Origin of the sequence: Pseudomonas corrugata (assembly GCF_050920615.1) — a bacterium.
GTDB lineage: Bacteria > Pseudomonadota > Gammaproteobacteria > Pseudomonadales > Pseudomonadaceae > Aquipseudomonas > Aquipseudomonas corrugata.
The window spans coordinates 3,878,918-3,904,904 of record NZ_CP130434.1 but is presented as its reverse complement, the minus strand read 5'-3'; the positions used below and the strand labels follow the sequence as shown (position 1 = coordinate 3,904,904).

The 25,987-nt window shown below is 62.6% G+C and carries 22 protein-coding genes; 19 read left to right on the top strand and 3 right to left on the bottom strand.

All coding sequences use genetic code 11. The features are described 5' to 3' along the window. Positions 1-101 precede the first annotated feature (101 nt). The 7 genes from pdxH (at position 102) to QZH45_RS17395 (ending at position 5,457) form a co-directional block, all read left to right on the top strand. Complete coding sequence (pdxH, locus tag QZH45_RS17425; protein ID WP_055136251.1) at positions 102-749, top strand: pyridoxamine 5'-phosphate oxidase; 648 nt, start codon at positions 102-104, stop codon at positions 747-749. 88 nt (positions 750-837) lie between these two features. After that, entirely contained in the window at positions 838-1,392 is a 555-nt protein-coding gene (moaB, locus tag QZH45_RS17420; RefSeq protein ID WP_055136252.1) for a molybdenum cofactor biosynthesis protein B, read from the top strand. A 41-nt stretch (positions 1,393-1,433) separates the two neighbouring features. After that, the gene (locus tag QZH45_RS17415) at positions 1,434-2,636 is read left to right on the top strand and encodes a molybdopterin molybdotransferase MoeA (protein ID WP_033034062.1); all 1,203 of its coding nucleotides are present in this window, start codon (positions 1,434-1,436) and stop codon (positions 2,634-2,636) included. Positions 2,637-2,717: 81 nt separating this feature from the next. Continuing rightward, on the top strand, positions 2,718-3,713 hold the full coding sequence (ubiU, locus tag QZH45_RS17410; RefSeq protein WP_024776623.1) for a ubiquinone anaerobic biosynthesis protein UbiU: 996 nt from the start codon (positions 2,718-2,720) through the stop codon (positions 3,711-3,713). Positions 3,714-3,723: 10 nt separating this feature from the next. Next, positions 3,724-4,614: a U32 family peptidase gene (locus QZH45_RS17405; protein ID WP_053191209.1), complete on the top strand. Its 891-nt coding sequence runs from the start codon at positions 3,724-3,726 to the stop codon at positions 4,612-4,614. Beyond that, on the top strand, positions 4,608-5,081 hold the full coding sequence (gene ubiT / locus QZH45_RS17400; protein ID WP_024776625.1) for a ubiquinone anaerobic biosynthesis accessory factor UbiT: 474 nt from the start codon (positions 4,608-4,610) through the stop codon (positions 5,079-5,081). Before QZH45_RS17405 ends, ubiT begins: the two co-directional genes overlap by 7 nt. A gap of 1 nt (position 5,082) precedes the next feature. Next, on the top strand, positions 5,083-5,457 hold the full coding sequence (locus tag QZH45_RS17395; RefSeq protein ID WP_055136253.1) for a putative zinc-binding protein: 375 nt from the start codon (positions 5,083-5,085) through the stop codon (positions 5,455-5,457). 82 nt (positions 5,458-5,539) lie between these two features. Here QZH45_RS17395 and QZH45_RS17390 read toward each other — a convergent pair whose 3' ends face one another. The 3 genes from QZH45_RS17390 to QZH45_RS17380 form a co-directional block, all read right to left on the bottom strand. After that, complete coding sequence (locus QZH45_RS17390) at positions 5,540-6,217, bottom strand: Crp/Fnr family transcriptional regulator (RefSeq protein ID WP_053191213.1); 678 nt, start codon at positions 6,215-6,217, stop codon at positions 5,540-5,542. 573 nt (positions 6,218-6,790) lie between these two features. After that, positions 6,791-7,438: a two-component system response regulator NarL gene (narL, locus tag QZH45_RS17385; RefSeq protein WP_033034064.1), complete on the bottom strand. Its 648-nt coding sequence runs from the start codon at positions 7,436-7,438 to the stop codon at positions 6,791-6,793. Next, positions 7,435-9,234: a HAMP domain-containing protein gene (locus QZH45_RS17380; protein WP_024776629.1), complete on the bottom strand. Its 1,800-nt coding sequence runs from the start codon at positions 9,232-9,234 to the stop codon at positions 7,435-7,437. The genes narL and QZH45_RS17380 overlap by 4 nt, the downstream gene beginning before the upstream one ends. A gap of 304 nt (positions 9,235-9,538) precedes the next feature. Between QZH45_RS17380 and QZH45_RS17375 the strand changes: the two genes are divergently transcribed. The 12 genes from QZH45_RS17375 (at position 9,539) to QZH45_RS17320 (ending at position 25,892) form a co-directional block, all read left to right on the top strand. Beyond that, positions 9,539-10,840, top strand: a complete 1,302-nt coding sequence (locus tag QZH45_RS17375; protein WP_418323222.1) for an MFS transporter — start codon at positions 9,539-9,541, stop codon at positions 10,838-10,840. After that, entirely contained in the window at positions 10,818-12,215 is a 1,398-nt protein-coding gene (locus tag QZH45_RS17370; protein WP_055135730.1) for a NarK family nitrate/nitrite MFS transporter, read from the top strand. Before QZH45_RS17375 ends, QZH45_RS17370 begins: the two co-directional genes overlap by 23 nt. 66 nt (positions 12,216-12,281) lie before the next feature. Beyond that, complete coding sequence (locus QZH45_RS17365; RefSeq protein WP_024776632.1) at positions 12,282-16,049, top strand: nitrate reductase subunit alpha; 3,768 nt, start codon at positions 12,282-12,284, stop codon at positions 16,047-16,049. A gap of 10 nt (positions 16,050-16,059) precedes the next feature. After that, positions 16,060-17,598, top strand: coding sequence for a nitrate reductase subunit beta (gene narH, locus QZH45_RS17360; protein ID WP_024776633.1), 1,539 nt, complete (start codon positions 16,060-16,062; stop codon positions 17,596-17,598). Positions 17,599-17,600: 2 nt separating this feature from the next. Then, positions 17,601-18,356, top strand: a complete 756-nt coding sequence (gene narJ / locus QZH45_RS17355) for a nitrate reductase molybdenum cofactor assembly chaperone (protein ID WP_024776634.1) — start codon at positions 17,601-17,603, stop codon at positions 18,354-18,356. Next, on the top strand, positions 18,349-19,029 hold the full coding sequence (narI, locus tag QZH45_RS17350) for a respiratory nitrate reductase subunit gamma (RefSeq protein WP_024776635.1): 681 nt from the start codon (positions 18,349-18,351) through the stop codon (positions 19,027-19,029). Before narJ ends, narI begins: the two co-directional genes overlap by 8 nt. A 10-nt stretch (positions 19,030-19,039) precedes the next feature. Further along, positions 19,040-19,981, top strand: coding sequence for a peptidylprolyl isomerase (locus QZH45_RS17345; RefSeq protein WP_055135731.1), 942 nt, complete (start codon positions 19,040-19,042; stop codon positions 19,979-19,981). 25 nt (positions 19,982-20,006) lie between these two features. Then, entirely contained in the window at positions 20,007-20,999 is a 993-nt protein-coding gene (gene moaA, locus QZH45_RS17340) for a GTP 3',8-cyclase MoaA (protein ID WP_053191222.1), read from the top strand. Positions 21,000-21,261: 262 nt separating this feature from the next. After that, complete coding sequence (locus QZH45_RS17335) at positions 21,262-23,277, top strand: ribonucleoside triphosphate reductase (protein ID WP_053191224.1); 2,016 nt, start codon at positions 21,262-21,264, stop codon at positions 23,275-23,277. A gap of 29 nt (positions 23,278-23,306) precedes the next feature. Continuing rightward, positions 23,307-23,468: an anaerobic ribonucleoside-triphosphate reductase gene (gene nrdD, locus QZH45_RS17330; protein WP_024780381.1), complete on the top strand. Its 162-nt coding sequence runs from the start codon at positions 23,307-23,309 to the stop codon at positions 23,466-23,468. Beyond that, positions 23,465-24,160 (top strand): anaerobic ribonucleoside-triphosphate reductase activating protein, encoded by a 696-nt coding sequence (locus QZH45_RS17325; protein WP_055135732.1) that lies wholly within the window; start codon positions 23,465-23,467, stop codon positions 24,158-24,160. The genes nrdD and QZH45_RS17325 overlap by 4 nt, the downstream gene beginning before the upstream one ends. A gap of 112 nt (positions 24,161-24,272) precedes the next feature. Next, on the top strand, positions 24,273-25,892 hold the full coding sequence (locus tag QZH45_RS17320) for a methyl-accepting chemotaxis protein (RefSeq protein WP_069018255.1): 1,620 nt from the start codon (positions 24,273-24,275) through the stop codon (positions 25,890-25,892). The last annotated feature ends 95 nt before the right edge of the window (positions 25,893-25,987 follow it).

Genomic DNA, 25,987 nt, shown 5'->3' with positions numbered 1-25,987 from the left:
GGCGTCGGCAAGATCACCACAGGAACCCGCATTGACGACGATCAAGGTCGGCCCACGTCATAGCACCCACACTGGGCCAAACCCTTGTGGAGATCACTCTCATGCCCCTGTCTCTGGCAAACATGCGTCGCCAGTACATCCGCGATGGCCTGGACGAAGCCCATGCCTCCGACGATCCGCTGGCGCTGTTCGGGCTATGGATGCAACAGGCCCGGGAAACCGAAAGCCCTCCGGTCGAGGCCAATAGCATGGTGCTGTCCACCGTGGACGATCAGGGCCGCCCGCATGCCCGGGTGCTGTTGCTCAAGGGGTTCGGTGGAGACGGCTTCACTTTTTTCGGTAATTACAGCAGTGGCAAGGGCCAGGACCTGGCAGTCAATCCCTGGGCGGCGATGACGTTCTTCTGGCCGGGTCTGGAGCGCCAGGTGCGCATTGAGGGGCACGTCCGCCGACTCGACCCCGCACTGTCGGATGCCTATTTCCACTCACGCCCACTGGCCAGCCAGCTCGGGGCCTGGGCGTCGCCGCAAAGCCGACCGCTGGACAATCGTGCTGCGTTGGAGCGCTTGCTCGTGCTTGCCGAACAACGCTTCGCCGATCAACCGGTGCCGCGTCCCAGGCATTGGGGCGGCTATTGTCTGCAACCCGAGCGACTGGAGTTCTGGCAGGGCCGCGCCGATCGCTTGCATGACCGTCTCGACTATCGCCGGCTGGATGGTAGATGGCAGCGCAGCCGACTGGCGCCCTGAGCACCAGGGGAGGTACCTCCATGGAGGAATAGGCCCGGCAACGATTGCGGTTCAGGCTGGGCCATCTTTTCTGACAGGACGGCTGATCATGGCCCATCTGACGCAACGCCTCTTTCAACCGCTGAACATTGCGGTGCTTACCATCAGCGATACCCGTACCTTCGACACCGATACTTCCGGCCAGACCCTCGTCGATCTGCTGCAAACAGCCGGTCACGTGCTGATCGACCGGGGGCTGGTGAAAGACGACATCTACCAGATCCGCGCCCAGGTCTCGCAGTGGATCGCCGACCCCAAGGTGCAGGTGGTAGTGATGACCGGCGGCACCGGTTTCACTGCCCGCGATAACACCCCTCAAGCGGTGGCGCCGTTGCTGGACAAGCAGGTGGACGGCTTTGGCGAATTGTTCCGCCAGGTCTCGCTGGCGGAGATCGGCATGTCCAGCCTGCAATCCCGCGCATTGGCCGGTATGAGCAACGGCGTGCTGGTGTGCTGTCTGCCGGGTTCGCCGGGCGCTTGCCGGACCGGGTGGACACAGATCCTGGTCGGGCAGTTGGACAGTCGCACCGGTCCGTGCAATTTCACGCCTCACCTCAAGCCCCAGGCGGGCGTCGTGCCGGTGGCCTGCGAGGCGCGCTCGTGAGCGGCCGGGGGTGTGGAACGGCGTGCGACAGCGCAACCTTGATGCCGGTGGATGAGGCCATTCGTCATCTGCTCGACCAGGCGCCACTGCCACCACCGATCCAACGGATTGGCCTGGACCAGGCCCTGGGCCGTGTATTGGCTGGCGATGTCCTTTGTCCCATGAACCTGCCTGCCTGGGACAACAGCGCCATGGACGGTTATGCGCTGCGGGCCGCCGATCTGTCTCCCACTGGGGGATACCTGGCGTTGAGCGGACGAATCGCCGCTGGCGATGGACCGGGTGAGCCGTTGCGGGAAGGGCAGGCGGTACGGATCTTCACCGGCGCACCACTGCCGCCGGGTGCCGACACCGTGGTGCCCCAGGAGAGTTGCCGGATGGAGGGCGAGCGGGTCTGGTTGCCGTCGGCCAAGCAAGGGGACCACGTGCGCAAGGAGGGTGAAGAGCTGCGTCGAGGCGAGCGCTTGTTCAAGGTCGGTACTCGCTTGCGGGCCCAGGAGTTGGGGCTGCTGGCCGGCGCCGGGATCGCTGAGGTGGAGGTCTATCGTCCATTGCGGGTTGTCCTGCTCAGCAGCGGCGACGAACTGCGTGAGCCGGGTGAGCCCTTGGCGCCAGGGCAGATCTATAACAGCAATCGCCGTAGCATCGCCGCGTTGTTGCGCGGCTGGGGTTTCGAGGTGCATGACTTTGGCGTCATGCCCGATCGACTCCAGGCCAGTCAGCAGGCACTGAGCCTGGCGGCCGCCGACTGCGATGTGCTGCTGACCTCCGGCGGCGTCTCCGTGGGCGAGGAAGATCATCTCAAGCAAGCCATCGAGCGCCTCGGTAGCATCGACCTCTGGCGCCTGGCGATACAACCGGGCAAACCCCTGGCCTTCGGCGAGGTGGCCGGTACACCCTGGATCGGGCTGCCGGGTAACCCGTCGGCGGCGCTGATCACGGCGCTGGTGGTGGTGCGACCTTTCCTGTTCCGCGCCCAGGGCATGGATCAGGTGCTGCCCGTTCCTTTGCACTTGCCGGCAGGTTTCGACTGGTTGCAGCGCAATCGTCGCCGCCAGTACCTGCGAGCCCGATTGGTGCCAGATGCCGAAGGTCATCTGTGTGTGGTACTGCATCCGCAGCAGAGCTCGGCCATGTTGACCGCCGCCTGCTGGGCCGATGGTTTGGCGGTGGTGGAGTGCGAGGCGCAGGTGCACAAGCACGACCGGGTGATGTACCTGCCGTTTGCCGAACTGATGCATTGACGGCAATTGACTGCCGTCAAGGTCGCCGGCTGACGACTGGCTAGACTGGCGGCGCCCCAGGTTTTCTCACGAGGATGCCCCATGCAACTGGTTTGCCCGGCAGGGAATCTGCCTGCCCTCAAAGCGGCGGTGCGCCAAGGCGCCGATGCCGTCTATGTCGGCTTTCGCGATGACACCAATGCCCGGCATTTCGCCGGGCTGAACATGGACGACAAACAGTTCGACGCGGCTGTCGCACACATCCGCCAGCATCAACGCAAACTCTACGTCGCCGTCAATACCTACCCGCAGCCCAAGGGTTGGGAGCGCTGGCAACGGGCGGTGGATCGTGCCGCCGATTTCGGTGTGGATGCCCTGATCGCCGCCGACCCCGGCGTGCTCGGCTACGCCAGCCAGCGGCATCCGGACCTGGCGCTGCACCTGTCCGTCCAAGGCTCGGCGACCCACGCCGCCGCGCTGGCGTTCTACGCCCAACGCTATGGCATCCGCCGTGCGGTGTTGCCTCGGGTGCTGTCCCTGGCCCAGGTCCGGCAGGTGGCGGCGGGCAGCCCGGTGCCCATCGAGGTCTTCGGCTTCGGCAGCCTGTGCATCATGGCCGAGGGGCGTTGCCACTTATCGTCTTACATCACCGGTGAATCACCGAACCTCTGTGGCGTCTGCTCGCCGGCGAAGGCCGTGCGCTGGAGCGAAGACGCCGAGGGGCTGAGTGCCCGCTTGAGCGAAGTGCTGATCGACCGCTACACCCCACAGGAATCAGCCGGTTACCCGACCTTGTGCAAAGGCCGTTTCCTGGTCGGCGGCAAGCGCTTCCATGCGCTGGAAGAGCCCACCAGCCTGGACACCCTGGACCTGTTGCCGGAGCTGACAGCCATCGGCGTCGAGGCGGTGAAAATCGAAGGCCGCCAGCGCAGCCCGGCCTATGTGGAACAAGTGACCCGGGTCTGGCGCGCCGCGCTGGATGCACACCGCGCCGCGCCGCAGCGTTTCCGTGTGCGCGAAGAATGGCGCCAGGTGCTGGCCGGCCTGTCGGAAGGCAGCCAGACCACCCTGGGCGCCTACCATCGATCATGGCAATGAGGGAGGCCAGATGAAACTCAGCCTGGGACCAGTCCTGTTCTATTGGGACAGAACACAATTGGGAAATTTCTACGCCGAGATGTCGGCATTGCCGCTGGATGTGATCTACCTGGGGGAAACGGTGTGTTCCAAACGCCGGGCATTCTCCCTGGATCAATGGCTGGGATTGGCGCGCGAACTACAGGCGTGCAGCCAGGCACAGATCGTGCTGTCGAGCCTGACGCTGATCGAGGCGGCCTCGGAGTTTTCCACGTTGCGTCGCCTGTGCGACAACGGCCAGTTGCTGGTGGAAGCCAACGACATGGGCGCCGTGCAATTGCTGGCCGAACGCAAACTGCCTTTTGTCGGTGGTCCGGCGCTGAATCTGTACAACGGTCATTCCCTGGCGCAGTTACTCGACAGCGGCATGATCCGCTGGGTGCCGCCGGTGGAGTGCTCGGCGGCTCTGATCAGCGATGTACTGGAACAAGTGCGGGAAATGGATCGCGAATTACCCGAGGTGGAAATCTTCGCTTATGGACATTTGCCCCTGGCTTACTCGGCGCGCTGCTTTACCGCCCGGGCAGAAAACCGGCCCAAGGACGACTGCCAGTTCTGTTGCATCAACTACCCCGACGGTCTGGCGCTGAGCAGTCAGGAAGGTCAGCAATTATTCACCCTCAATGGCATCCAGACGATGTCTGGCGAGGTAAGCAACCTGCTCGCCGATTACAGCGCCTTGCAGGCTTGCGGTGCCGACTTGCTGCGCCTGAGCCCGAGAGCCCAGGGCATGGCTGAAGTGGTCAGTGCCTTCGACCGGGTTCGCCAGGGCGAGGCGCCGCCGCTGTTTGTCGAAGGGTGTAACGGTTACTGGCACGGCCATGCCGGCATGCTGAAAGTAGAGGAGGCCGGGTTGTGTTGAGTCCGAAGAAATGGATGCTCAAAGGTGCCGACCGCGTGCTGCCGCTGCTCGGCAAGGTACCGTTCGTGGTGCAACGCCTGGCGTTGCAGCAGGCGCTCAATCGGTGCCTGGCCGAACCGTTGCGCGATGGCGGGTTCGATGTGTTGCGTGATCGCTGGCTGTGCCTGCGAGTGCCTGACCTGGGTTTGCGCTGGTACCTGACGCTGGGGCGCGGGGGGCTGCGCATTGCCGAGCGGGCCGAAGCCCAGGTCACCATCAGCGGCAACTGGCGTGAGTTCCTGTTGCTGGCCAGTCGTCAGGAGGACCCCGATACGTTGTTCTTCCGGCGACGGCTGGTCATCGAAGGCGATACCGAATTGGGTCTGGCGCTGAAGAACCTGATCGACAGCCTCGACCCTGATGTGTTGCCGCCATGGTTGTGGCGCAACCTGGAGCGGGCGGGGAAAGGCGTGGCGACGGTGGGATGAGATGAAGGCTCCTGATGATTTGCCTCTGGTGTACTCCTGCTCCGGTTGCTCCAACGTCGCGCAGTTGGCCAATACCGTCGCCCTGCGCCTGGACCGCGCAGGACTGGCCGAGATGTCCTGCATTGTCGGAGTGGGTGGGCATGTCGCGGCGCTGGTCAACAAGGCGCGCTCGGGGCGGCGGATCATTGCCTTGGATGGCTGTCCCTTGCAATGCGTGCAGGGCTGCTTGCAGCAGCACGCGTTGAATGCGGATGTGCATGTGATCCTGAGTCAGTTGGGTTTGCGCAAGCGGTATGGGGTTGATTGCACGGAAGATGAGGGGGATGTGTTGTTCGAGTACCTCGTACCGATTGTCGGGGTGTCGAGCGCAGATTAAAGGGGTCACTAACATCCTGTGGGGCCTGCGATCACCGCAGGCCTTGTGGTGAGGGGATAAATCCCCTTGCCACCGTGCCGCGCTATTGCTGGTAATCCACCAGCGCATCCTCGGCCAGGATACGAATGTTGCGCCGCTCCATGGCGATCAGGCCGCCGTCCACCAGACGATGGAGAATGCGCGAGAAGGTTTCCGGCTGGATTCCCAGTTTGGAGGCCACCAGGCGCTTGGACACTTGCAGCACAAGCTGGCCGTCGCGGGGATCGCGTTCCTGCAGCAGGAAATTGATGACACGCCGGCTGGCGCTGGCCAGGGTCAGGTTGTCGATGTCCTTGAGCCGCTGGTGCAAGTGCACGCTCATGCTCGCCAGAATCGCCAGGCAGACCTTGGGCTGATCTTCAAGTGCCTTGCGATAATGGGTGCCTTCGATACTCACCAACACACTGTCCTTGAGCGCTGCTGCGCTCACCGGATAGCAACGGGCCTGGCTGAACAGCAGCGCTTCGGCAAAAGTCTGGCCGGGCTGGATGATCTCCACCAGGTTTTCCTGGCCCTCGCCGGTGACCCGGAACAGCTTGACCTGGCCGCTGATCAGCAGGAAAAACCGCTTGGCCGGATCGCCCTGGTGCATGAGCGTACCGTTGCACTCCAGGCGCTTGAGCACGGCCAGGTTGCACACGTCTTCGAAGACGTGCTCCGGCAGGTGGCTGAACAAGTGGTGACGACGCAACATTAGAATGATGGAAGGGTGAGTCAGCATGGCGTACCTCCGCGTGCCGTCATGGTAGAACCCCGCGCGCCGCCGGCCTATGCCTCGGCAGGCCTACCTCTGAAGAGGGATGGCTCGTGCACTTGCTCCGAATCCCCACAATGTGATCAGTGCCAGACACAAAGCCAGCAGACACCAGGAACCAGGAACCACTGTGGGAGCGAGCCTGCTCGCGATGGCGGTGTGTCAGCTTGCTGTGATCTGGGATGTGCTGACGCCATCGCGGGCAAGCCCGGCTCCCACAGGGGATCTATGTCGGACGCAATGCCAACAGACACCAGACACTCCTGTGGGAGCGAGCCTGCTCGCGATAGCGGTGGGTCAGCTTGCTGTGATCTTGGATGTGCCGCCGCCATCGCGAGCAGGGCTCGCTCCCACAGGGGATCTGTGCCAGACGCAAAGTCGGCAGACACCCGTAACCACTGTGGGAGCGAGCCTGCTCGCGAAAGCGGTGTGTCAGCTTGCGGGGATGTTGGCTGTGCTGACGCCATCGCGAGCAGGGCTCGCTCACAGGGGATCTGTGTCAGACACACCTGCCTGCAAGCACTAGGTGGGGGAGCTGATTCAACCGGCTCCGCGCAGATGCTCCATCGCCCAGACCGCCGCCTCGACCCGCGAGCGCAAGCCGAGCTTGTGCAGCAGGTTCTTGACGTGGACCTTGACCGTGCCTTCGGTGATGCCCAGTTTGTGCCCGATGACTTTGTTGCTGTAGCCGCTGGCGATGGTCTTGAGTACCTGGCGTTCGCGTTCGGTCAGTTCCACTTCGGGTTGGCGCGGTGGGGAGCGCAGGGCCTGGGCCATGACGCGGGTCAGGCCGGGGCTGATCACCAGGGCCCCGCCCAGGGCGTCGCGGATGTACTGGATCAGCAATTCGGGTTCCATGTCCTTGAGCAGGTAGCCGTTGGCGTCCAGGCGCAGGGCGTCGCGGATGTCGTCCTCGGCGTCGGACACCGTGAACAGCAGCACCTTGCCGCTGTAGTGCATGGCCCGCAGCCGACGCAGGGTCTCGATGCCGTTCATCTGCGGCATGTTGTTGTCCAGCAGTACCAGATCGGGCTTGAGCGGCTCGATCAGCGCCAGGGCTTCCTCGCCATGGTTGGCTTCGCCGACAACCAGCAAGTCGTCTTCCAGTTCGAGTATCTGGCGGATCCCGTGACGCATCATCGGATGGTCGTCGACCAGCAGCAGGGTGTGGCGCAGAGGGGCGTTCATGGTGCGATGCCTTCGGAGTATTGGCCCAGGAATTCCGGTTGGAAACGCACCTGGATACGGGTGCCCTGGGGAGTTCTGGAGAGGATCTGCAGCTGCCCGCGCAGGCTGCGGGCCCGTTCGTTCATGATGTTCAGGCCATGGTGTTCGCGCTGGTCCACCTCACCGCTGAAACCACGGCCATCGTCATCGATCGACAGTTGCACCGTCTCGCCTTCCTGGCGCAACTGCAACCAGGCATTCTCGGCATGGGCATGGCGCAGGCAGTTGGACAAGGCTTCGCGGGTGATCTGCAGGATGTGGATCTGCTCGCTGGCCGACAGCTCGAAGGCCAGGGTGTCGATGAACAGGTGCACCTGGAAATCCCCGCGGGAGGAAAACTCTTCGGCGGTGTCCTTGAGCTCCTCCACCAGGCCATCGTCGTGGATCTGCAAGCGAAACGTGGTCAGCAACTCGCGTAACTGGCGGTAGGCGTTGTTGAGCCCTTCGCGCAGCTCGCCAGTGACGGTTTCCAGGGTCTGCACCGGTTCGCCGCGGCGCAACAGAGTCTGCATGCGGCTGACTTGCAGCTTCATGTAGGACAAGGCCTGGGCCAGTGAGTCATGCAACTCCCTGGCAATGATCGTGCGTTCGTCAAGCAGCAGCAGGCGATGGTCCTGCTCGCGTTGGCGCTTGAGGGACAGGGAGGTGCCGATGAGGTTGGCCAGGGCCTGGATCAGTGCGGTCTCCCAGGGTTGTGCCGCGTGGCCGTCGACAAAGTATGCCTTGAGTTCTCCCAGTTCATTGCCCTGGTTGCTGATGCTGAACGTCAGTGGTTGCGCAACCCCATGTTTCTGGCAAGTGGCGCAATCGCTGCTGGCGCAGACTTCGCGATTGTTGGCGCCATGAATGGCCAGCAGTTGCCGGGCGGGAGCCTGCAATTGTCCCTGCAGGCACAGCGACAGGCGCAGGCCTGGCAGCTTTTGCTGGAAGCGCTGGATCAACTCGTCCAGGCCTTGGGCATTGGCCTGGCGCGTGGCCAGGCTGCGGCTGCTCTGGTACAGCAATTCCAATGCGGCGTTGGCACGTTGCAGATTCAGGGTCTTGTGTCGAACCTGATCTTCCAGGGTGCGGTGGGACTGCTCGATGGTTTCGGCCATGGTATTGAAGCTGGTTGCCAATTGGCCCAGCTCATCTTCGGACTGATGATTGACCCGCACATCGAATTCACCACGGCGAAAGCGCTGGGTTGCGACCACCAGTTCCTGCAACGGTGTGACCACGCTGTATTGCAGTTCGTACAGGCCGATGAGCAGGATGATCATGGTGCTGAACAACGCCATGCCCTGGATCGTCTGTTGCCAGCCCTGCTTGTGTTCGCTCTGGCGTTGCAACAGGTTGACGAACTGGTCCAGTTGCGCGACGAAGGAATCCGCGTTGGCCTGGAAGACGGCCGAGTCGCCGCGCTCGACGGCAGGACGCAGTGTCTGGTTCCAGCGTTGCAGGAGATCGCGATAACTCTGGTGCAGGGCGGTTGTCGGGCCGTCCTCCAGCACGGCGCGAAGCGCAGGGCTATCGAGGCGTTGCTGCAGACTGTCGATGATCGTCGGGATGTCATCGGTGGCAGCGGCTGCCAGCTTCCAGCTCAGGTGGTAGGTCTCCATGCGCACCGAACCGGCCGTGTTGATCGCTGCCGCGTCGCCCTGGCTGAACCAGGCGATCAATCCAGCGCTCAGGGAACTGGCCAACGCCAGGATGGCGATCAGGATCACCGCCACTCCGGCTCGCGCGGGCAGGGAACTGCGCAGCCAGCCCATCATCTCGGCTGGTCCGGCAAAAATATCTGTAAAGCGAACATGGGACATCCCGGATCAAGGGGTGTTGCAGCCGATCCGGGCGCACTACCTCTAAAGAGTTGTTGGCCGTTCCGTTTCTGTAAAAGCTTTGGCCAATTCGTTCAAGACATTGATAAATAAAGGGTTGTATCAATATCAGGAACTACCTCCTTGGAGGTAGATGGGCCAAGCATAGGTCTATACGCGTTGATGGCTCTTTGACTCACGTCAAGTTTTTGCGGGATAGCCGTCACTAGTCTGCGCTCATCCAATTGATGGGAGCGTCGTGATGCGAGCGCAAGTGCAACAAGGGCTGGTACTGGGGATGAGTACCCTGGCCTTCACCGTCTGCTTCATGGTCTGGATGATGTTTGCCGTGCTGGGCGTTCCGATCAAGGAGATGCTGGCCCTCAACGAAACCCAGTTCGGCCTGCTGGCCGCCACCCCGGTACTGACCGGTTCGCTGGTGCGCCTGCCCCTGGGGATTCTGACCGATCGCTTTGGCGGACGGATCGTGTTCTTTCTGTTGATGCTGTCCTGCGTGTTGCCGCTGTACCTGATCACCCTGGCTTCCGAGTTCTGGCAATTCCTGGTGCTGGGCCTGTTCGTCGGCCTGGCCGGTGGTTCGTTTTCGGTCGGCGTTGCCTACGTCGCCAAATGGTTCGACAAACAGAACCAGGGCTTCGCCATGGGCGTGTTCGGTGCAGGCAACGCCGGTTCCGCGCTCACCAAGTTCCTGGCGCCGGCCCTGATCGCCCTGGGCACCTGGCACTTGGTGCCGAAAGTGTTCAGCGCCATTCTGTTCATTACCGCGTTGCTGTTCTGGTTCCTTACCAGTGAGAAGAAAGAGCACCGCAGCGTCAGTGGCACGGGCCTGCGCGAACAACTCAAGGCATTGAAAGAACCGGCCGTCTGGCGCTACTGCCAGTACTACTCGATCGTGTTTGGTGGCTACGTGGCCCTGGCCCTGTGGATGACCAAATACTACGTGCAGGAATACGGTTTCAGCCTGCAAAGCGCAGCGCTGCTGGCCGCGTGTTTTTCCCTGCCAGGTGGCGTACTGCGTGCCGTCGGTGGCTGGATGTCGGATCGCTGGGGCGCCCAGAGCGTGACCTGGTGGGTGTTGTGGGTGAGCTGGATCTGCCTGTTCCTGCTGTCCTACCCCCAGACCCAACTGCAAGTGCACACCGTCAACGGCCTCGTCGACTTTCACATCGGCCTCAATGCCACGCTGTTCACCGTGCTGCTGTTCGTGATGGGCATTGCCTTCGCGTTCGGCAAGGCCTCGGTCTTCAAATATATCGCCAACGACTACCCGAAAAACATGGGCGCGGTGTCCGGCATCGTCGGTCTGGCCGGCGGCCTGGGCGGCTTCGTTCTGCCGATCCTGTTCGGTGCCCTGGTGGACCTCACCGGCGTGCGCTCGTCCTGCTTCATGTTGCTGTACGGCGTGGTCTGGGTCTCCCTGATCTGGATGTACCTCAGCGAAATGCGCAAGCGCCCGCTGCTGGGTATGCAACCGCTAGCCAGCCAACCCCCGTTTTCCAGCATTGCCCAAGGAGAAGAACATGTCCGTTCTGCAAACGCCTGACAAAGGCCCGGTCATTCATGACTGGCGCCCGGAAGACCCGGCCTTCTGGGGCCGCAGTGGCAAACAGACCGCACGCCGCAACCTGTGGATCTCGATCCCGGCGCTGCTGCTGGCCTTCGCGGTGTGGATGGTCTGGAGCACGGTGATCGTGCGCCTGAATGCCATCGGTTTCAGCTTCAGTATCGACCAGTTGTTCTGGCTGGCGGCACTGCCGGGTCTGTCCGGCGCGACCTTGCGGGTGTTTTACTCGTTCATGGTGCCGATCTTCGGCGGACGGCGCTGGACCGCCCTGAGCACCGCGTCGCTGCTGATACCTGCGCTGTGGATGGGCTTCGCCGTACAGAATCCGACCACGCCCTACAGCGTGTTCGTGCTGATCGCGCTGCTCTGCGGTTTTGGTGGTGGCAACTTCGCCTCGAGCATGTCCAACATCAGCTTCTTCTATCCCAAGTCCCAGCAGGGCACCGCCCTGGGGTTGAACGCCGGCCTGGGCAACCTGGGCGTGTCGGTGATGCAGTTCAGCGTGCCGCTGGTGATTTCCTTCGGGGTGTTCGGCTTCATGGGCGGTCAACCCCAGGTGCTGGCCGACGGCAGTTCGTTGTGGCTGCAGAACGCCGGCTTCATCTGGGTGCCGTTCATCCTCGCTGTGACGCTGATTGCCTGGTTCGGCATGAACGACCTATCCAGTGCCCGTGCTTCGTTCAGCGAGCAGGCGGTGATTTTCAAGCGCAAGCACAACTGGCTGATGTGCTGGCTGTACCTGGCCACGTTCGGCTCGTTCATCGGTTTCTCTGCCGCGTTTCCACTGCTGATCAAGACCTCGTTCCCCGACGTCATTGCGCTCAAGTTTGCCTTCCTCGGCCCCCTGGTGGGGGCGCTGGTACGGCCGTTGGGTGGCTGGCTGGCGGACAAGCTCGGTGGCGCGAAAGTCACCTTGTGGAACTTCGTGCTGATGATCGCGATGGTGTTCGGCGTCCTGCACTTCCTGCCGCAAGGTGGCCAGGGTGGCAGCTTCTACGGCTTCCTGGGCATGTTCATGTTGCTGTTCATCACCACCGGCGTGGGCAACGGTTCCACCTTCCGCATGATCCCGGTGATCTTCCGCACCCTTCACGAGAAAGCCGCCCTGGGCAAGAAGCCCGAGCTGCGTGAGCAAGCACTCAAGAACGCCGGCAAGGAATCGGCCGCGGTGTTGGGTTTCAGCTCGGCCATGGGTGCCTTCGGTGCGTTCTTCATTCCCAAGTCCTTCGGCACTTCGATGGCCCTGACCGGCGGCCCGGAGATGGCCTTCTACATGTTCGTCGGCTTCTACCTGAGCTGCATCGTGGTGACCTGGTGGTGGTACGCGCGCAAGGGCGCCGCGACTCCCTGCTAAGACGAATTCAACTGTTGCGTGGGCGGGGCGCAGACCCCGCGGAGCAAGCCTGAGAGGAAAGACATTGTGAGTCATTTACTGGATCAACTGCGGTTCTTCAACCGCAAGCAAGGCGAGTTTTCCGAGGGGCATGGCGAGACCCGCAAGGAGTCCCGGGACTGGGAGAACGTCTATCGTTCCCGCTGGCAGTACGACAAAATCGTGCGCTCCACCCATGGGGTGAACTGCACCGGCTCGTGTTCGTGGAAAATCTACGTCAAGAACGGCCTGATCACCTGGGAAACCCAGCAGACCGACTACCCGCGCACCCGCAACGACCTGCCCAACCACGAGCCACGCGGCTGCCCTCGCGGCGCGAGCTACAGCTGGTACATCTACAGCGCCAACCGGCTCAAATACCCGAAGGTACGCAAGCCATTGCTCAAGCTGTGGCGTGACGCCCGTCAGACCCTGCCGCCGGTGGAGGCCTGGGCCAGTATCGTCGAAAACAAGGCCAAGGCCGACTCGTATAAAAGCAAGCGCGGCATGGGTGGCTTCATCCGCTCCAACTGGGAAGAAGTCAACGAAATCATCGCCGCGGCCAACGTCTATACCGTCAAGCAACACGGCCCTGACCGGGTGGTGGGCTTCTCGCCGATCCCGGCCATGTCGATGGTCAGCTACGCTGCCGGTGCGCGCTACCTGTCGCTGATCGGTGGCGTTTGCCTGAGCTTCTATGACTGGTACTGCGACTTGCCACCGGCCTCGCCGATGGTCTGGGGCGAGCAGACCGACGTGCCTGAATCGGCCGACTGGTACAACTCCAACTACATTATTGCCTGGGGCTCCAACGTCCCGCAGACCCGTACTCCCGACGCGCACTTCTTTACCGAGGTACGTTACAAGGGCACCAAGACCGTGGCGATCACTCCGGACTATTCGGAAGTCGCCAAGCTCACCGACCTGTGGCTCAACCCCAAGCAGGGCACCGACGCTGCGCTGGCCCAGGCGTTCAACCATGTGATCTTCAAGGAATTTCACCTGGACAAGCCCAGCGCCTATTTCACCGACTACGCCAAGCGCTACACCGACTTGCCGGTGCTGGTGATGCTCAAGCCGATGCTCGGTGCTGCGCCGGGTTCGGGTTACCAGCCGGATCGCTTCCTGCGGGCCAGCGATCTGACCGATAACCTTGGCCAGGACAACAACCCCGAGTGGAAAACCATCGCCCTCGATGCGGCCGGCGAGCTGGTGTCGCCTCAAGGCTCCATCGGCTATCGCTGGGGTGAGAAAGGCAAGTGGAACATCCTGCCCCGTGAAGGCGGCGAGGGGCGTGAGATCGACCTGAAGCTGAGCCTGATCGGCGGCGATGTGGCCGAAGTGGCCTTTCCGTACTTCGCCGGTGAAACCCAGGAATACTTCCAGCACGTGGCCGGTGACGCGGTGCAGTTCCGCCGGGTGCCGGTGCACAGCGTGGTGCTGGCCGACGGCAGCGTGGCCAAAGTCGCCACTGTATTCGACCTGTCGGCGGCCAACCTGGCGATCGACCGTGGCCTGGGCGGCGCCAACGTAGCCAAGGACTACAACGACGCCTCGGTGCCTGGTACCCCGGCCTGGCAGGAGCAGATCACCGGTGTCAGCCGCGAGAAGGCGATCCAGATCGCCCGTGAATTCGCCGACAACGCCGACAAGACCCGCGGGCGTTCGATGATCATCGTCGGTGCGGCGATGAACCACTGGTACCACATGGACATGAACTACCGCGGGCTGATCAACATGCTCATGCTCTGCGGTTGCATCGGTCAGACCGGCGGCGGCTGGGCTCACTATGTAGGCCAGGAAAAACTCCGTCCGCAGTGCGGCTGGCTGCCCCTGGCTTTCGGCCTGGACTGGAACCGACCTTCGCGGCAGATGAACGGCACCAGTTTCTTCTACGGCCACAGCTCCCAATGGCGCCACGAGAAGATGAGCATGCACGATGTGCTCTCGCCCCTGGCGGACAAATCGCAGTTCCCCGAGCATGCCCTGGACTACAACATCCGCGCCGAACGCGCCGGTTGGTTGCCCAGTGCGCCGCAGCTCAACACCAACCCGCTGCACATCTGCCGCGATGCCGCTGCCGCGGGCATGGAACCCAAGGACTACGTGGTCAAGTCCTGGCAGGACGGCTCGCTGCGCTTCGCCTGCGAGCAGCCCGACAACCCGGTGAACTTCCCGCGCAACATGTTCATCTGGCGCTCCAACCTGTTGGGTTCTTCGGGCAAGGGCCACGAGTACATGCTCAAGTACCTGCTCGGTACCAGGAACGGCGTGATGAACGAAGACATCGGCCAGGTCGGTGACTGCAAGCCGACCGAGGCCGAATGGGTCGACGAAGGCGCCATCGGCAAACTCGATCTGGTGACCACCCTGGACTTCCGCATGTCCTCGACCTGCGTGTACTCCGACATCGTCTTGCCGACCGCTACCTGGTACGAAAAAGACGACATGAATACCTCGGACATGCACCCGTTCATCCACCCGTTGTCGGCGGCCATCGATCCGGCCTGGGAGTCGCGTTCGGACTGGGAAATCTACAAGGGCATCGCCAAGGCGTTCTCGGCCATGTCGGTCGGACACCTGGGTGTCGAGAAGGACCTGGTCACCGTCCCGTTGATGCACGACAGCGTCGGTGAGTTGGCCCAGCCGTTTGGCGGCACCGACTGGAAAACTGCCGGGGTGGCCCCGCAACCGGGCAAGAACGCCCCGAACCTGCAAGTGGTGGAACGCGACTACCCGAACATCTACAAGCAATTCACCTCCCTGGGTCCGATGCTCGAGAAGCTCGGTAATGGCGGCAAGGGCATCAACTGGAACACCGACACCGAGGTGAAATTCCTCGGCGAGCTGAACCACCACGAAGTGGACGCCGGTATCAGCCAGGGCCGGCCAAAAATCGACAGCGCCATCGACGCCGCCGAAGTGATCCTGTCCCTGGCCCCGGAAACCAATGGCCACGTAGCGGTCAAGGCCTGGGCGGCGCTGTCGGAGTTCACCGGCATCGACCACAGCCACCTGGCGGTGTCCAAGGAGCACGAGGCAATCCGCTTCCGCGACATCCAGGCCCAGCCGCGCAAGATCATTTCCAGCCCGACCTGGTCTGGCCTGGAAGACGATCACGTGAGCTACAACGCCGGCTACACCAACGTTCACGAGTCGATCCCATGGCGCACCATCACTGGCCGCCAGCAGTTCTACCAGGATCACCCATGGATGCAGGCGTTCGGCGAACAGCTGATGAGCTACCGGCCACCGGTCAACACCCGGACTATCGAAGGGGTGAAGGGCAAGCGCAGCAACGGCGAGACCGAGATTGTCCTCAACTGGATCACGCCGCACCAGAAGTGGGGCATCCACAGCACCTATACCGACAACTTGCTGATGCTCACCTTGAGCCGAGGCGGGCCGATCATCTGGCTCTCGGAGATCGACGCCGGGCGCGCCGGCATCGAGGACAACGATTGGGTCGAGTGCTTCAACGCCAACGGTGCGCTGACCGCCCGGGCGGTGGTCAGCCAGCGGGTCAAGGAGGGCATGGTGATGATGTACCACGCCCAGGAACGGATCGTGAACGTGCCCGGTTCGGAAACCACCAAAACCCGTGGCGGCCACCACAACTCGGTGACCCGCGTGGTGCTCAAGCCCACCCACATGATCGGTGGCTACGCCCAGCAGGCCTACGGCTTCAACTATTACGGCACGGTCGGTTGCAACCGCGACGAATTCGTCGTGGTGCGCAAGATGGCCAAGGTCGACTGGCTCGACGGTTCCAGCGGCGATGACCTGCCGCGTCCCCTGCCGACTGAGCTGGATTGAGGAGATTGAAATGAAGATTCGTTCACAGATCGGCATGGTCCTGAACCTGGACAAATGCATCGGTTGCCACACCTGTTCGATCACCTGCAAGAACGTCTGGACCAGCCGTGAAGGCATGGAATACGCCTGGTTCAACAACGTCGAGACCAAGCCCGGCATCGGCTACCCCAAGGAATGGGAAAACCAGGACAAATGGAAGGGTGGCTGGGTCCGCAATGCCGACGGCTCGATCAACCCACGCATCGGCGGCAAATTCCGCGTGTTGGCGAATATCTTCGCCAACCCGGACCTGCCGGGCCTGGACGACTATTACGAGCCGTTCGACTTCGATTACCAGCATCTGCACACCGCGCCCCTGGGCGAGCACCAGCCAACCGCGCGGCCGCGTTCAGTGGTTTCCGGCAAGCGCATGGAGAAGATCGAGTGGGGCCCGAACTGGGAGGAAATCCTCGGCACCGAATTCGCCAAGCGGCGCAAGGACAAGAACTTCGACAAGATCCAGGCGGACATCTACGGCGAGTACGAAAACACCTTCATGATGTACCTGCCGCGCCTGTGCGAGCACTGCCTGAACCCGGCATGCGCGGCGTCCTGCCCGAGCGGTGCGATCTACAAGCGCGAAGAGGACGGCATCGTCCTGATCGACCAGGAAAAATGCCGCGGCTGGCGCATGTGCATCAGCGGCTGCCCGTACAAGAAGATCTATTTCAACTGGAAGAGCGGCAAGTCGGAAAAATGCATCTTCTGCTACCCGCGCATCGAAGCCGGGATGCCAACGGTCTGTGCGGAGACCTGCGTCGGCCGGATTCGCTACCTCGGCGTATTGCTGTATGACGCCGACCGCATCAGCGAAGTGGCGAGCACCGCCAACGAACAGGACCTGTACGAGAAGCAACTGGAGATCTTCCTCGACCCGAACGACCCGGCGGTGATTCGCCAGGCCCTGGCCGATGGCGTGCCACAGTCGGTGATCGATTCGGCGCAACGCTCGCCGGTCTACAAGATGGCCGTGGATTGGAAGCTTGCGCTGCCTCTGCACCCGGAATACCGCACCTTGCCGATGGTCTGGTACGTACCGCCACTGTCGCCGATCCAGAACGCTGCCGCCGCCGGCACCGTGGGCATGAACGGGGTGATCCCGGACGTCGACAGCCTGCGGATCCCGCTGCGCTACCTGGCCAACCTGCTGACCGCCGGCGATGAAAAGCCGGTCAAGCTGGCCCTCAAGCGTCTGCTGGCGATGCGTGCCTACAAGCGCTCCGAACAGGTGGACGGCGTGAAGGACCTGCAAGTGCTGGCCGATGTCGGCTTGAGCGTGAACCAGGTCGAGGAGATGTACCGCTACCTGGCCATCGCCAACTACGAAGACCGCTTCGTCGTGCCGAGTGCCCACCGCGAAGACGCCATGAGCGATGCGTTCGCCGAGCGTTCCGGGTGCGGCTTCAGTTTCGGCAGCGGTTGCAGCGGCAGCTCCGACACCAACATGTTTGGCGGCAAGAAGGCCAACCGTCGTGACGTGATCAAGACCGTGCAGTTGTGGGAGGAATGAGCATGCGCATTCTCAAGGTGATTTCGTTGCTGCTCGACTACCCGACCGAAACCCTGGTAGCCGGTCGTGACGAGTTGGAACAAGCGATTCTTCAGGCCCGGGAAATCAGCCCAAACCAGCGTGCCGGATTGTTCGAATTGTTGGAGGTGATCTGCGGCAAAGACCTGATGGACGGCCAGGAACACTACGGCGCGTTGTTCGGCCGTGGACGTTCGCTGTCGCTGTTGCTGTTCGAACATGTCCACGGCGAGTCCCGCGACCGGGGCCAGGCCATGGTGGACATGATGGCCCAGTACGAAGCGGCCGGTTTCGCCATCGGCGTGAAGGAGCTTCCCGACTACATCCCGTTGTACCTGGAATATCTCTCCACCCGTGAGGACCTCGAGGCCCGCGAGGGTCTGGCGGATGTCGCACACCTGCTGGCCTTGCTCGCCGCGCGCCTGGATGAGCGTGAAAGCGCCTACGCCAGTTGCTTCCGGGCCTTGCTGCAGATCGCCGGGGCCGAACCCCAGGGCGCGGTCGCCGAGTTGCGTGAGCAAGTGAAGGCCGAGCCACGGGATGACTCCCTCGAAGCACTGGACCGGGTCTGGGAGGAAGAGGCGGTGGATTTCATGAAGGCCGAACAGCAGGACCGTTGCAGTTCGCTGCCGAGCGCGCCGGGCAGGTCCCGGGAAGAAAGTGCGGTGCCGTTGCATTGGGTGGATTTTCAGCATGAAGGGCGGGCCGCTGCGCCGGCCGGGGAGGTGGGCAATGTCTAAGTGGGATCTGTTGTTGTTCGGGGTGTACCCCTATGTCGCCCTGGCGATCTGCCTGATCGGTAGCTGGGCGCGGTTCGACCTGGCCCAATACACCTGGAAAGCCGGCTCCAGCCAGATGCTGAGCAACCGCGGCATGCGGGTGGCGAGCAACCTGTTCCACGTCGGCGTGCTGTTCGTGCTGGCCGGCCACTTCGTGGGCCTGCTGACGCCGTCGGCGGTCTACCACCATGTCCTGAGCACCGAGAACAAGCAGTTGTTGGCGATGGTGTCCGGTGGCTTCTTCGGCGCACTGGGCCTGATCGGTTTGCTGATGCTGCTCAACCGGCGCTTGAGCGACCCGCGGGTTCGCGCTACGTCCAATACCTCGGACATCCTGGTGTTGGTGGTATTGCTGGTGCAGTTGGTACTGGGGCTGATGACCATCGTTGCCTCCACTGCCCACATGGACGGTTCGGTGATGGTGATGCTGGCCGACTGGGCGCAGAACACTGTGTTGTTGCGTCCGGTTGACGCTGCCACGTCGATTGCGCCGGTGGGCCTGGTCTACAAGCTCCATGTGCTGCTGGGCCTGACCCTGTTCGTGCTGTTTCCGTTCACCCGCCTGGTGCACATCGTCAGTGCGCCGGTCTGGTACCTGGGACGGCGTTATCAAATCGTTCGGCAGAAATTCTGAGGAGGCGATCATGGCCAGTGGATGCGGATGTGGTGGTGGTAACGGCGGCAGCGGCGGCTGTGGTTCTTCGGCAAAAGCGGCGCCCGTGGCGGACGTCGCGCCCCTGGGGGCGGTGCAGTTCGAGCCGGTGGCGGTTGAGCAAGCGCCGCCGCAGTTGATCGCCAGCAGTGAGCAGGAGTGGCCGATCATCAGCGTCAACGGGGTCTCGATCACCCCGCAGGCGATGGCCCAGGAGCTGCAGTATCACCCGGCGCGAAGCCGTGAGGATGCGGTCTATCAGGCGGCGCGGGCTCTGGTGATTCGGGAGTTGCTCCAGCAACGCATTACCGAGCTGGGCTTGTCCCTGCAGGTCGGTGCCGGTGAAAACGAGGAGGCGGCGACGCGGCTGCTGCTCGAGCGCGAAGTGCAGGTGCCGCAATGCGACGAGGCGACCTGCTTGCGCTACTACGAAAGCAACCGGGCGCGCTTTCACAGCGCACCGCTGCTGGCAGTGCGGCATATCCTGCTCGAATGCGCGCCGGACGACGCCGAGGGTCGCAGCCTCGCGCATGTCCAGGCCGAGCTGCTGCTGGAAAGACTGGACCAGGCCCCGGGCAGCTTCGCCGATCTGGCCCGGATGCATTCGGCTTGTCCGTCCAAGGAGCAGGGCGGGTCGCTGGGGCAGATCAGCAAGGGGCAGACCGTGCCCGAGCTGGAGCGCCAGTTGTTTGCCCTGCCGGCGGGATTGTGCGGAAAACCGCTGGAGAGTCGCTATGGCTGGCACGTGATCAGCATCGACCAGCGTATCGACGGCCAGCCCTTGCCTTACGAGGCGGTGGCGACGGCGATCCGCACTCAGTTGCAGCAGGGCGTCTGGCAGAAAGCCCTGGTGCAGTACCTGCAAACCCTGATCGGTGCGGCGGACATCCGTGGCATTCATCTTCAGGGCGCCGACTCGCCGTTGGTGCAGTGAGCATCGCTTCGAACAGGGGGCATTCATGAACGCTGTGCTGCAGGATGGATTTGGGCGCCAGATCGATTATTTGCGGATGTCGGTGACCGATCGTTGTGATTTTCGTTGTGTGTATTGCATGGCGAAGAACATGACCTTCCTGCCGCGCCAGCAGGTATTGACCCTGGAAGAGCTCCAGCGGTTGGCGCGGCTGTTCGTCGGCCTGGGGGTGAAGAAGATCCGCCTGACCGGCGGCGAGCCGTTGATTCGCCCGGGCATCGTCGGGTTGTGCCGCGACATCGCGGCATTGCCCGGCCTGCGGGAGCTGGTGATGACCAGCAACGGCTCGCAGCTGGGGCGGTTGGCCCGGCCGCTGGTCGACGCTGGTGTCAAGCGCATGAACATCAGCCTCGACAGCCTGGACGGGGAACGCTTTCGGGCCATCACCCGTAACGGCAACCTCGACCAGGTGCTGGCGGGCATTGAAGCGGCGAAGACGGCCGGGTTCGAGCGGGTCAAGCTCAACTGCGTGGTGATGAAAGGGCGCAATTTCGATGAGGTGCCGGCGTTGGTGCAATACGCCATCGAGCAGCGCATTGATATCAGCTTCATCGAGGAAATGCCGTTGGGAGAAGTAGGGCGTTCCCGGGGTGAGTCGTTCTGTTCCAGTGACGAGGTGCGGGCCGTGATCGCCCGTCATCACCGATTGCTCGACAGTGCCGAGAACAGCGGCGGGCCGGCGCGCTATGTACGCCTGGAGCAGCATTGTGCAACCCGGATCGGCTTCATTTCGCCGAACACCCACAACTTCTGCGCCAGTTGCAACCGGGTACGCATGACCGTTGAAGGGCGCTTGCTGCTGTGCCTTGGGCAAGAGAACTCCCTCGACCTGCGTGGCCTGTTGCGGCGCTATCCGCTGGATGATCAGCCGGTGATCCAGGCGGTGCAACACGCCTTGCGCGGCAAGCCCCTGCGCCACGACTTCAACCCGGATGGGGAGGTGCAGATCGTGCGGTTCATGAACATGAGTGGGGGGTGAGGAGCATCGTTGCCTGTGCTGGCGCTATCGCGAGCAGGCTCGCTCCCACATTGGGTTTGGGTTGATTGCGAGATCTGTGTTCACCCAAGTCCCCTGTGGGAGCGAGCCTGCTCGCGATGACGGCAGCCCAGTCACATCCCTATCAATTGACTCCCCCGATTCTTGACATCAGTCAATTGCAAACCAGCCTTCAACCCGTACTCTCCACTGCATATTGTGTTTTATGAACTTAAATAGTCTATATGTAGTGTCTGGAGCCCAAATGCAAAGCACGTTGATCTCAGTAGGGTGCAACCGCCTGCACAAGCGCGACGGCAGTGTGGTCGCCTTTGATGCGGACAAGATTCGTCAGGCGCTGATCGCTGCCGGCAAGGCCACCAGCGAGTATGCCGAGGCCGAAGCCGAAGAGCTGCTCAAAGCCGTGCTTGCCCGGTTGGAAGGGCAGTCGCGATTGAACGTCGAGCAGATCCAGGACCGGGTCGAGCGGGTGCTGATGGATGCCGGTTTCTTCCTCGCCATGCGTGCCTACATCGTTTATCGCGAGCAACACGGACGCCTGCGCCGGGATCGTCGCACCCTGGTGGAAGTCGCGACCTCGATGAACGAATACCTCGACCGTGAAGACTGGCGTGTGCAGGCCAACGCCAACCAGGGTTATTCCCTCGGCGGGTTGATCCTCAACGTGTCCGGCAAGGTCACCGCCAACTATTGGCTCGACGAAGTCTACAGCCAGGCCATCGGCGAGGCGCACCGCGAGGCCGACCTGCACATCCATGACTTGGACATGCTCGCGGGCTACTGTGCCGGCTGGTCCTTGCGCACGCTGTTGCACGAAGGCCTCAATGGCGTGCCGGGGCGGGTCGAGGCCGGGCCGCCCAAGCATTTGAGCAGCGCCCTGGGGCAGATGGTGAATTTTCTTGGCACCCTGCAGAACGAATGGGCCGGGGCCCAGGCCTTCAGCTCATTCGATACCTATTTGGCGCCCTACGTGCGCAAGGACCGGCTCAACTACGACGAGGTCCGCCAGTCGTTGCAGGAGTTCATCTACAACCTCAACGTCCCATCGCGCTGGGGCACGCAAACGCCGTTTACCAACCTGACGTTCGATTGGGTCTGCCCGCAGGATCTGCGTGAGCAGATTCCGATCATCGGCGGCGAAGAGATGCCGTTCGCCTATGGCGACCTGCAAGCGGAAATGGAGCTGATCAATCGTGCCTACATTGAGGTGATGCAGGCCGGCGATGCGAAAGGGCGGGTGTTCACCTTCCCGATCCCGACCTACAACATCACCCACGATTTTCCATGGGACAGTGAAAACGCCGACCGCCTGTTCGAAATGACCGCCCGCTACGGCTTGCCGTACTTCCAGAATTTCCTCAACTCGGACATGCAACCCAACCAGGTGCGGTCAATGTGCTGCCGTCTGCAACTGGACGTGCGCGAGCTGCTCAAGCGCGGTGGCGGCTTGTTCGGTTCGGCGGAGCAGACCGGCTCCCTGGGAGTGGTGACGATCAACTGCGCACGGCTGGGCTATCTGTACAAGGGCAACACCAGTGCGCTGTTGCAACGTCTCGATACCCTGATGGAACTGGCGAAGGAAAGCCTGGAGGTCAAGCGCAAGGTGATCCAGCACCACATGGATGCCGGCCTGTATCCCTACACCAAGCGTTACCTGGGTACCTTGCGCAATCACTTTTCCACCATCGGCGTGAACGGCCTGCACGAAATGCTGCGCAACTTCACCGACGACCAACAAGGGCTGCACACCGAGCAGGGGCGCGAGTTCGCATTGCGGTTGCTGGATCACGTGCGGGCGACGCTGCTGCGTTTCCAGGAGGAAACCGGCCACCTCTATAACCTGGAAGCCACGCCGGCCGAAGGCACCACCTATCGTTTCGCCAAGGAAGACCTCAAGCGCTACCCCGATATCCTGCAGGCCGGCAGCCCGGTTGCGCCGTACTACACCAACTCTTCGCAACTGCCGGTGGGGTTTACCGACGATCCGTTCGAGGCCCTGGAGCTGCAAGACCAACTGCAATGCAAGTACACCGGTGGCACCGTGTTGCACCTGTACATGGCCGAACAGATTTCTTCCACCCAGGCCTGCAAGCAATTGGTGCGCAAGGCCCTGGGGCGCTTCCGGCTGCCGTACCTGACGGTCACGCCGACGTTTTCCATCTGCCCGGTGCACGGCTACCTGGCCGGTGAACACGAGTTCTGTCCCAAATGTGACGAGGCGTTGTTGCTGCAACAGCAGCAGGCACGCAGCGTTCACTGATCCGATCATCCACCGCAAGGAGTTTCACCATGAATGAATCGAGCAATCGTCCACTGGCCCAGCGCCAACGTTGTGAAGTCTGGACTCGGGTGATGGGGTATCACCGCCCGGTGGCAGCGTTCAATCCTGGCAAGCAATCCGAGCACCGCGAGCGGGTGCATTTCACTGAACGCGCGGCCGGGCGTCCATGAGTCGAGTGCTGCGGGTCGGGGGCATGGTGCCCCTGACCACCCTCGATTATCCGGGCCAACTGGCCTGCGTACTGTTTTGCCAGGGCTGCGCCTGGCGTTGTCGTTATTGCCATAACCCGCAACTGATCCCGCCACGTGGCAACGAGGAAGTGGATTGGTGTCGGGTGCTGGCGTTTCTGCAGCGCCGCCAGGATCTGCTCGACGCCGTGGTGTTCAGCGGCGGTGAGCCGACCTTGCAGGACGGCCTGCCCTCGGCCATGGAGGAGGTGCGGCAGTTGGGTTTTCGCATCGGCCTGCACAGCGCCGGTATCAAGCCGACGGCGTTCGCCAAGGTGATCAGGCAAGCCGACTGGGTGGGCTTCGACGTCAAGGCGCTGCCCGGAGATGCCCTGGACGTGACCCGGGTCGAGGGCAGTGGCACGGCCAACTGGCGCAGCCTCGACCATCTGCTGGACAGCGGCGTGGATTACGAGTGTCGCACCACGGTGCATTGGCATCTGTTCGACCCCGAACGGCTGTTGACCCTGGCCCGACGCCTGAGCGAACGGGGTGTCACCCGGTTCGCCGTGCAACTGGTGCGCACCGCCCGGATGCTCGACCCGCACCTCTCCAGCGTTTCGGCACACGCCTTGCGGCCCGAACTGTGGGCCGCCCTGCGCGAATTGTTCCCGTCATTCGTTTTGCGCAGCTAAACCGCTGTCGGGACGCACGACACCGCGGCCCGGGATGACCGGGCCACTCTTTTTTCCAAGGTTTTCAAATGCGCTGCCGGATCGGCAGGTAGTTGAACAGGGAGCATTTGATATGACCAGACTCACCACCGCCCAGCGTATCGTGATCGGCTTTGCCATCGCGCCACTGGCCTTGATCGCCCTGGCGTTGTACGCCTTGCACGACCTGGCTGTGTTGCGCGACCAGGCCGAGCAGATCGTCAGGCAGGATTGGCCGAAGATCGACCCGATCATGGTGATCGCCACAGGTGTGCGCGATAACGCCAGGAATACCCGGGACTTGCTGATCGACAAGAACAACACCCAGGTGCAGCAATCCATCGATGCCACGCGGCAACGCATCACCGAGGCCTTCGCGACGCTGGAGCCGCTGTTGTTTCAACCCGAAGGCAAGGCAGCTTTTGCCGAACTGAAGAAGCATCGAGAGGCTTACGTGGCCGCGTTCGTCCAGGTGCAGGCATTGATCCGCCAGGGCGCGACGGATGATGCGCTGACGCAACTCAGGCAGGGTGTGATCCCGGCCGAGCTTGAGGTGTACAAAAGCCTGGAAGGGCTGATGGCGATGCAGGGAAAGCTCTTTGTCGAGCGTGAGCGCCTGGCCCAGGCGCGCTACAGCGACGCGCGGCGCAACATGTTGACACTGGTCCTGGCTTGCCTGGCCCTGGTGAGTACCGTGGCGATACTGGTAACCCGCAGCGTGACCCGTCCGTTGGGCGGTGAACCCGATGATGCCGCACGGGTGCTGAGCCACATCGCCCAGGGTGACCTCACGATTCGGGTACCGGTGGGCGTCGGCGCCAACGACAGTGTGATGAGCAACATGCACGACATGCAGCAGAGCCTCAACACCATGGTCCGTCACATTGCGGCCTCGGTAGACCGGGTGGCCAGTTCATCCGAAGAGCTGAGTGCGGTGAGCAGCCAGACCAATAGCACGCTGCAGTTGCAGGGCATGGAGATCGAGCAGGCTGCGGCGGCGGTGAACCAGATGACGGCGGCGGTGGACGAGGTGGCGCGCAACGCCGTGAGCACCAGCGAAGCCTCGCGGGTCTCCGAGCAGACCGCCCAGCGTGGCCGTGAACAGGTTCAGCAAACGGTCGCTTCCATTTCGGCGTTGGCGGACGGTGTGACGGACACTTCGGCGCGCATCCAGCAGTTGGCAGGGCGGGTCGAGGACATCAGTTCGGTGCTGGACGTGATCCGCGGCATCGCCGAGCAGACCAATCTCCTGGCCCTGAACGCCGCCATCGAAGCCGCCCGGGCCGGTGATGCCGGGCGTGGCTTTGCGGTGGTGGCCGACGAAGTCCGCGCACTGGCCCATCGTACTCAGGACTCGACCCGTGAAATCGAGGACATGATCGGCAACATCCGCCAGGACAGCGGGCACGCCGTGACGGCCATGCAAAGCAGCAGCGAGCGGGTACAGGCCACCTTGCAGGTCGCCCAGCGCTCCGGTGACGCCCTGGATGAAATCGCCCGCTCCATTTCGCAAATCAACGAGCGCAACTTGATGATCGCCAGTGCCACGGAACAACAAGCCCTGGTAGCCCGGGAGGTGGATCGCAACCTGGTGGGCATTCGCAACCTGTCGGAGCAGGTGCTGCTGGGGGCACGGCATACCGACACGGCCGGCCAGGACCTGGCGCAGATGGCCGGCTCACTGCATGAGACGGTGGCGCGGTTCAAGGTGTAGTCGAGTCGGGGTGAAAGGTATGTGGGAGCGAGCCTGCTCGCCATAGCGGTGGGTCAGTCCAGGAAGATGTTGGATGTGCCGGCGTCATCGCGAGC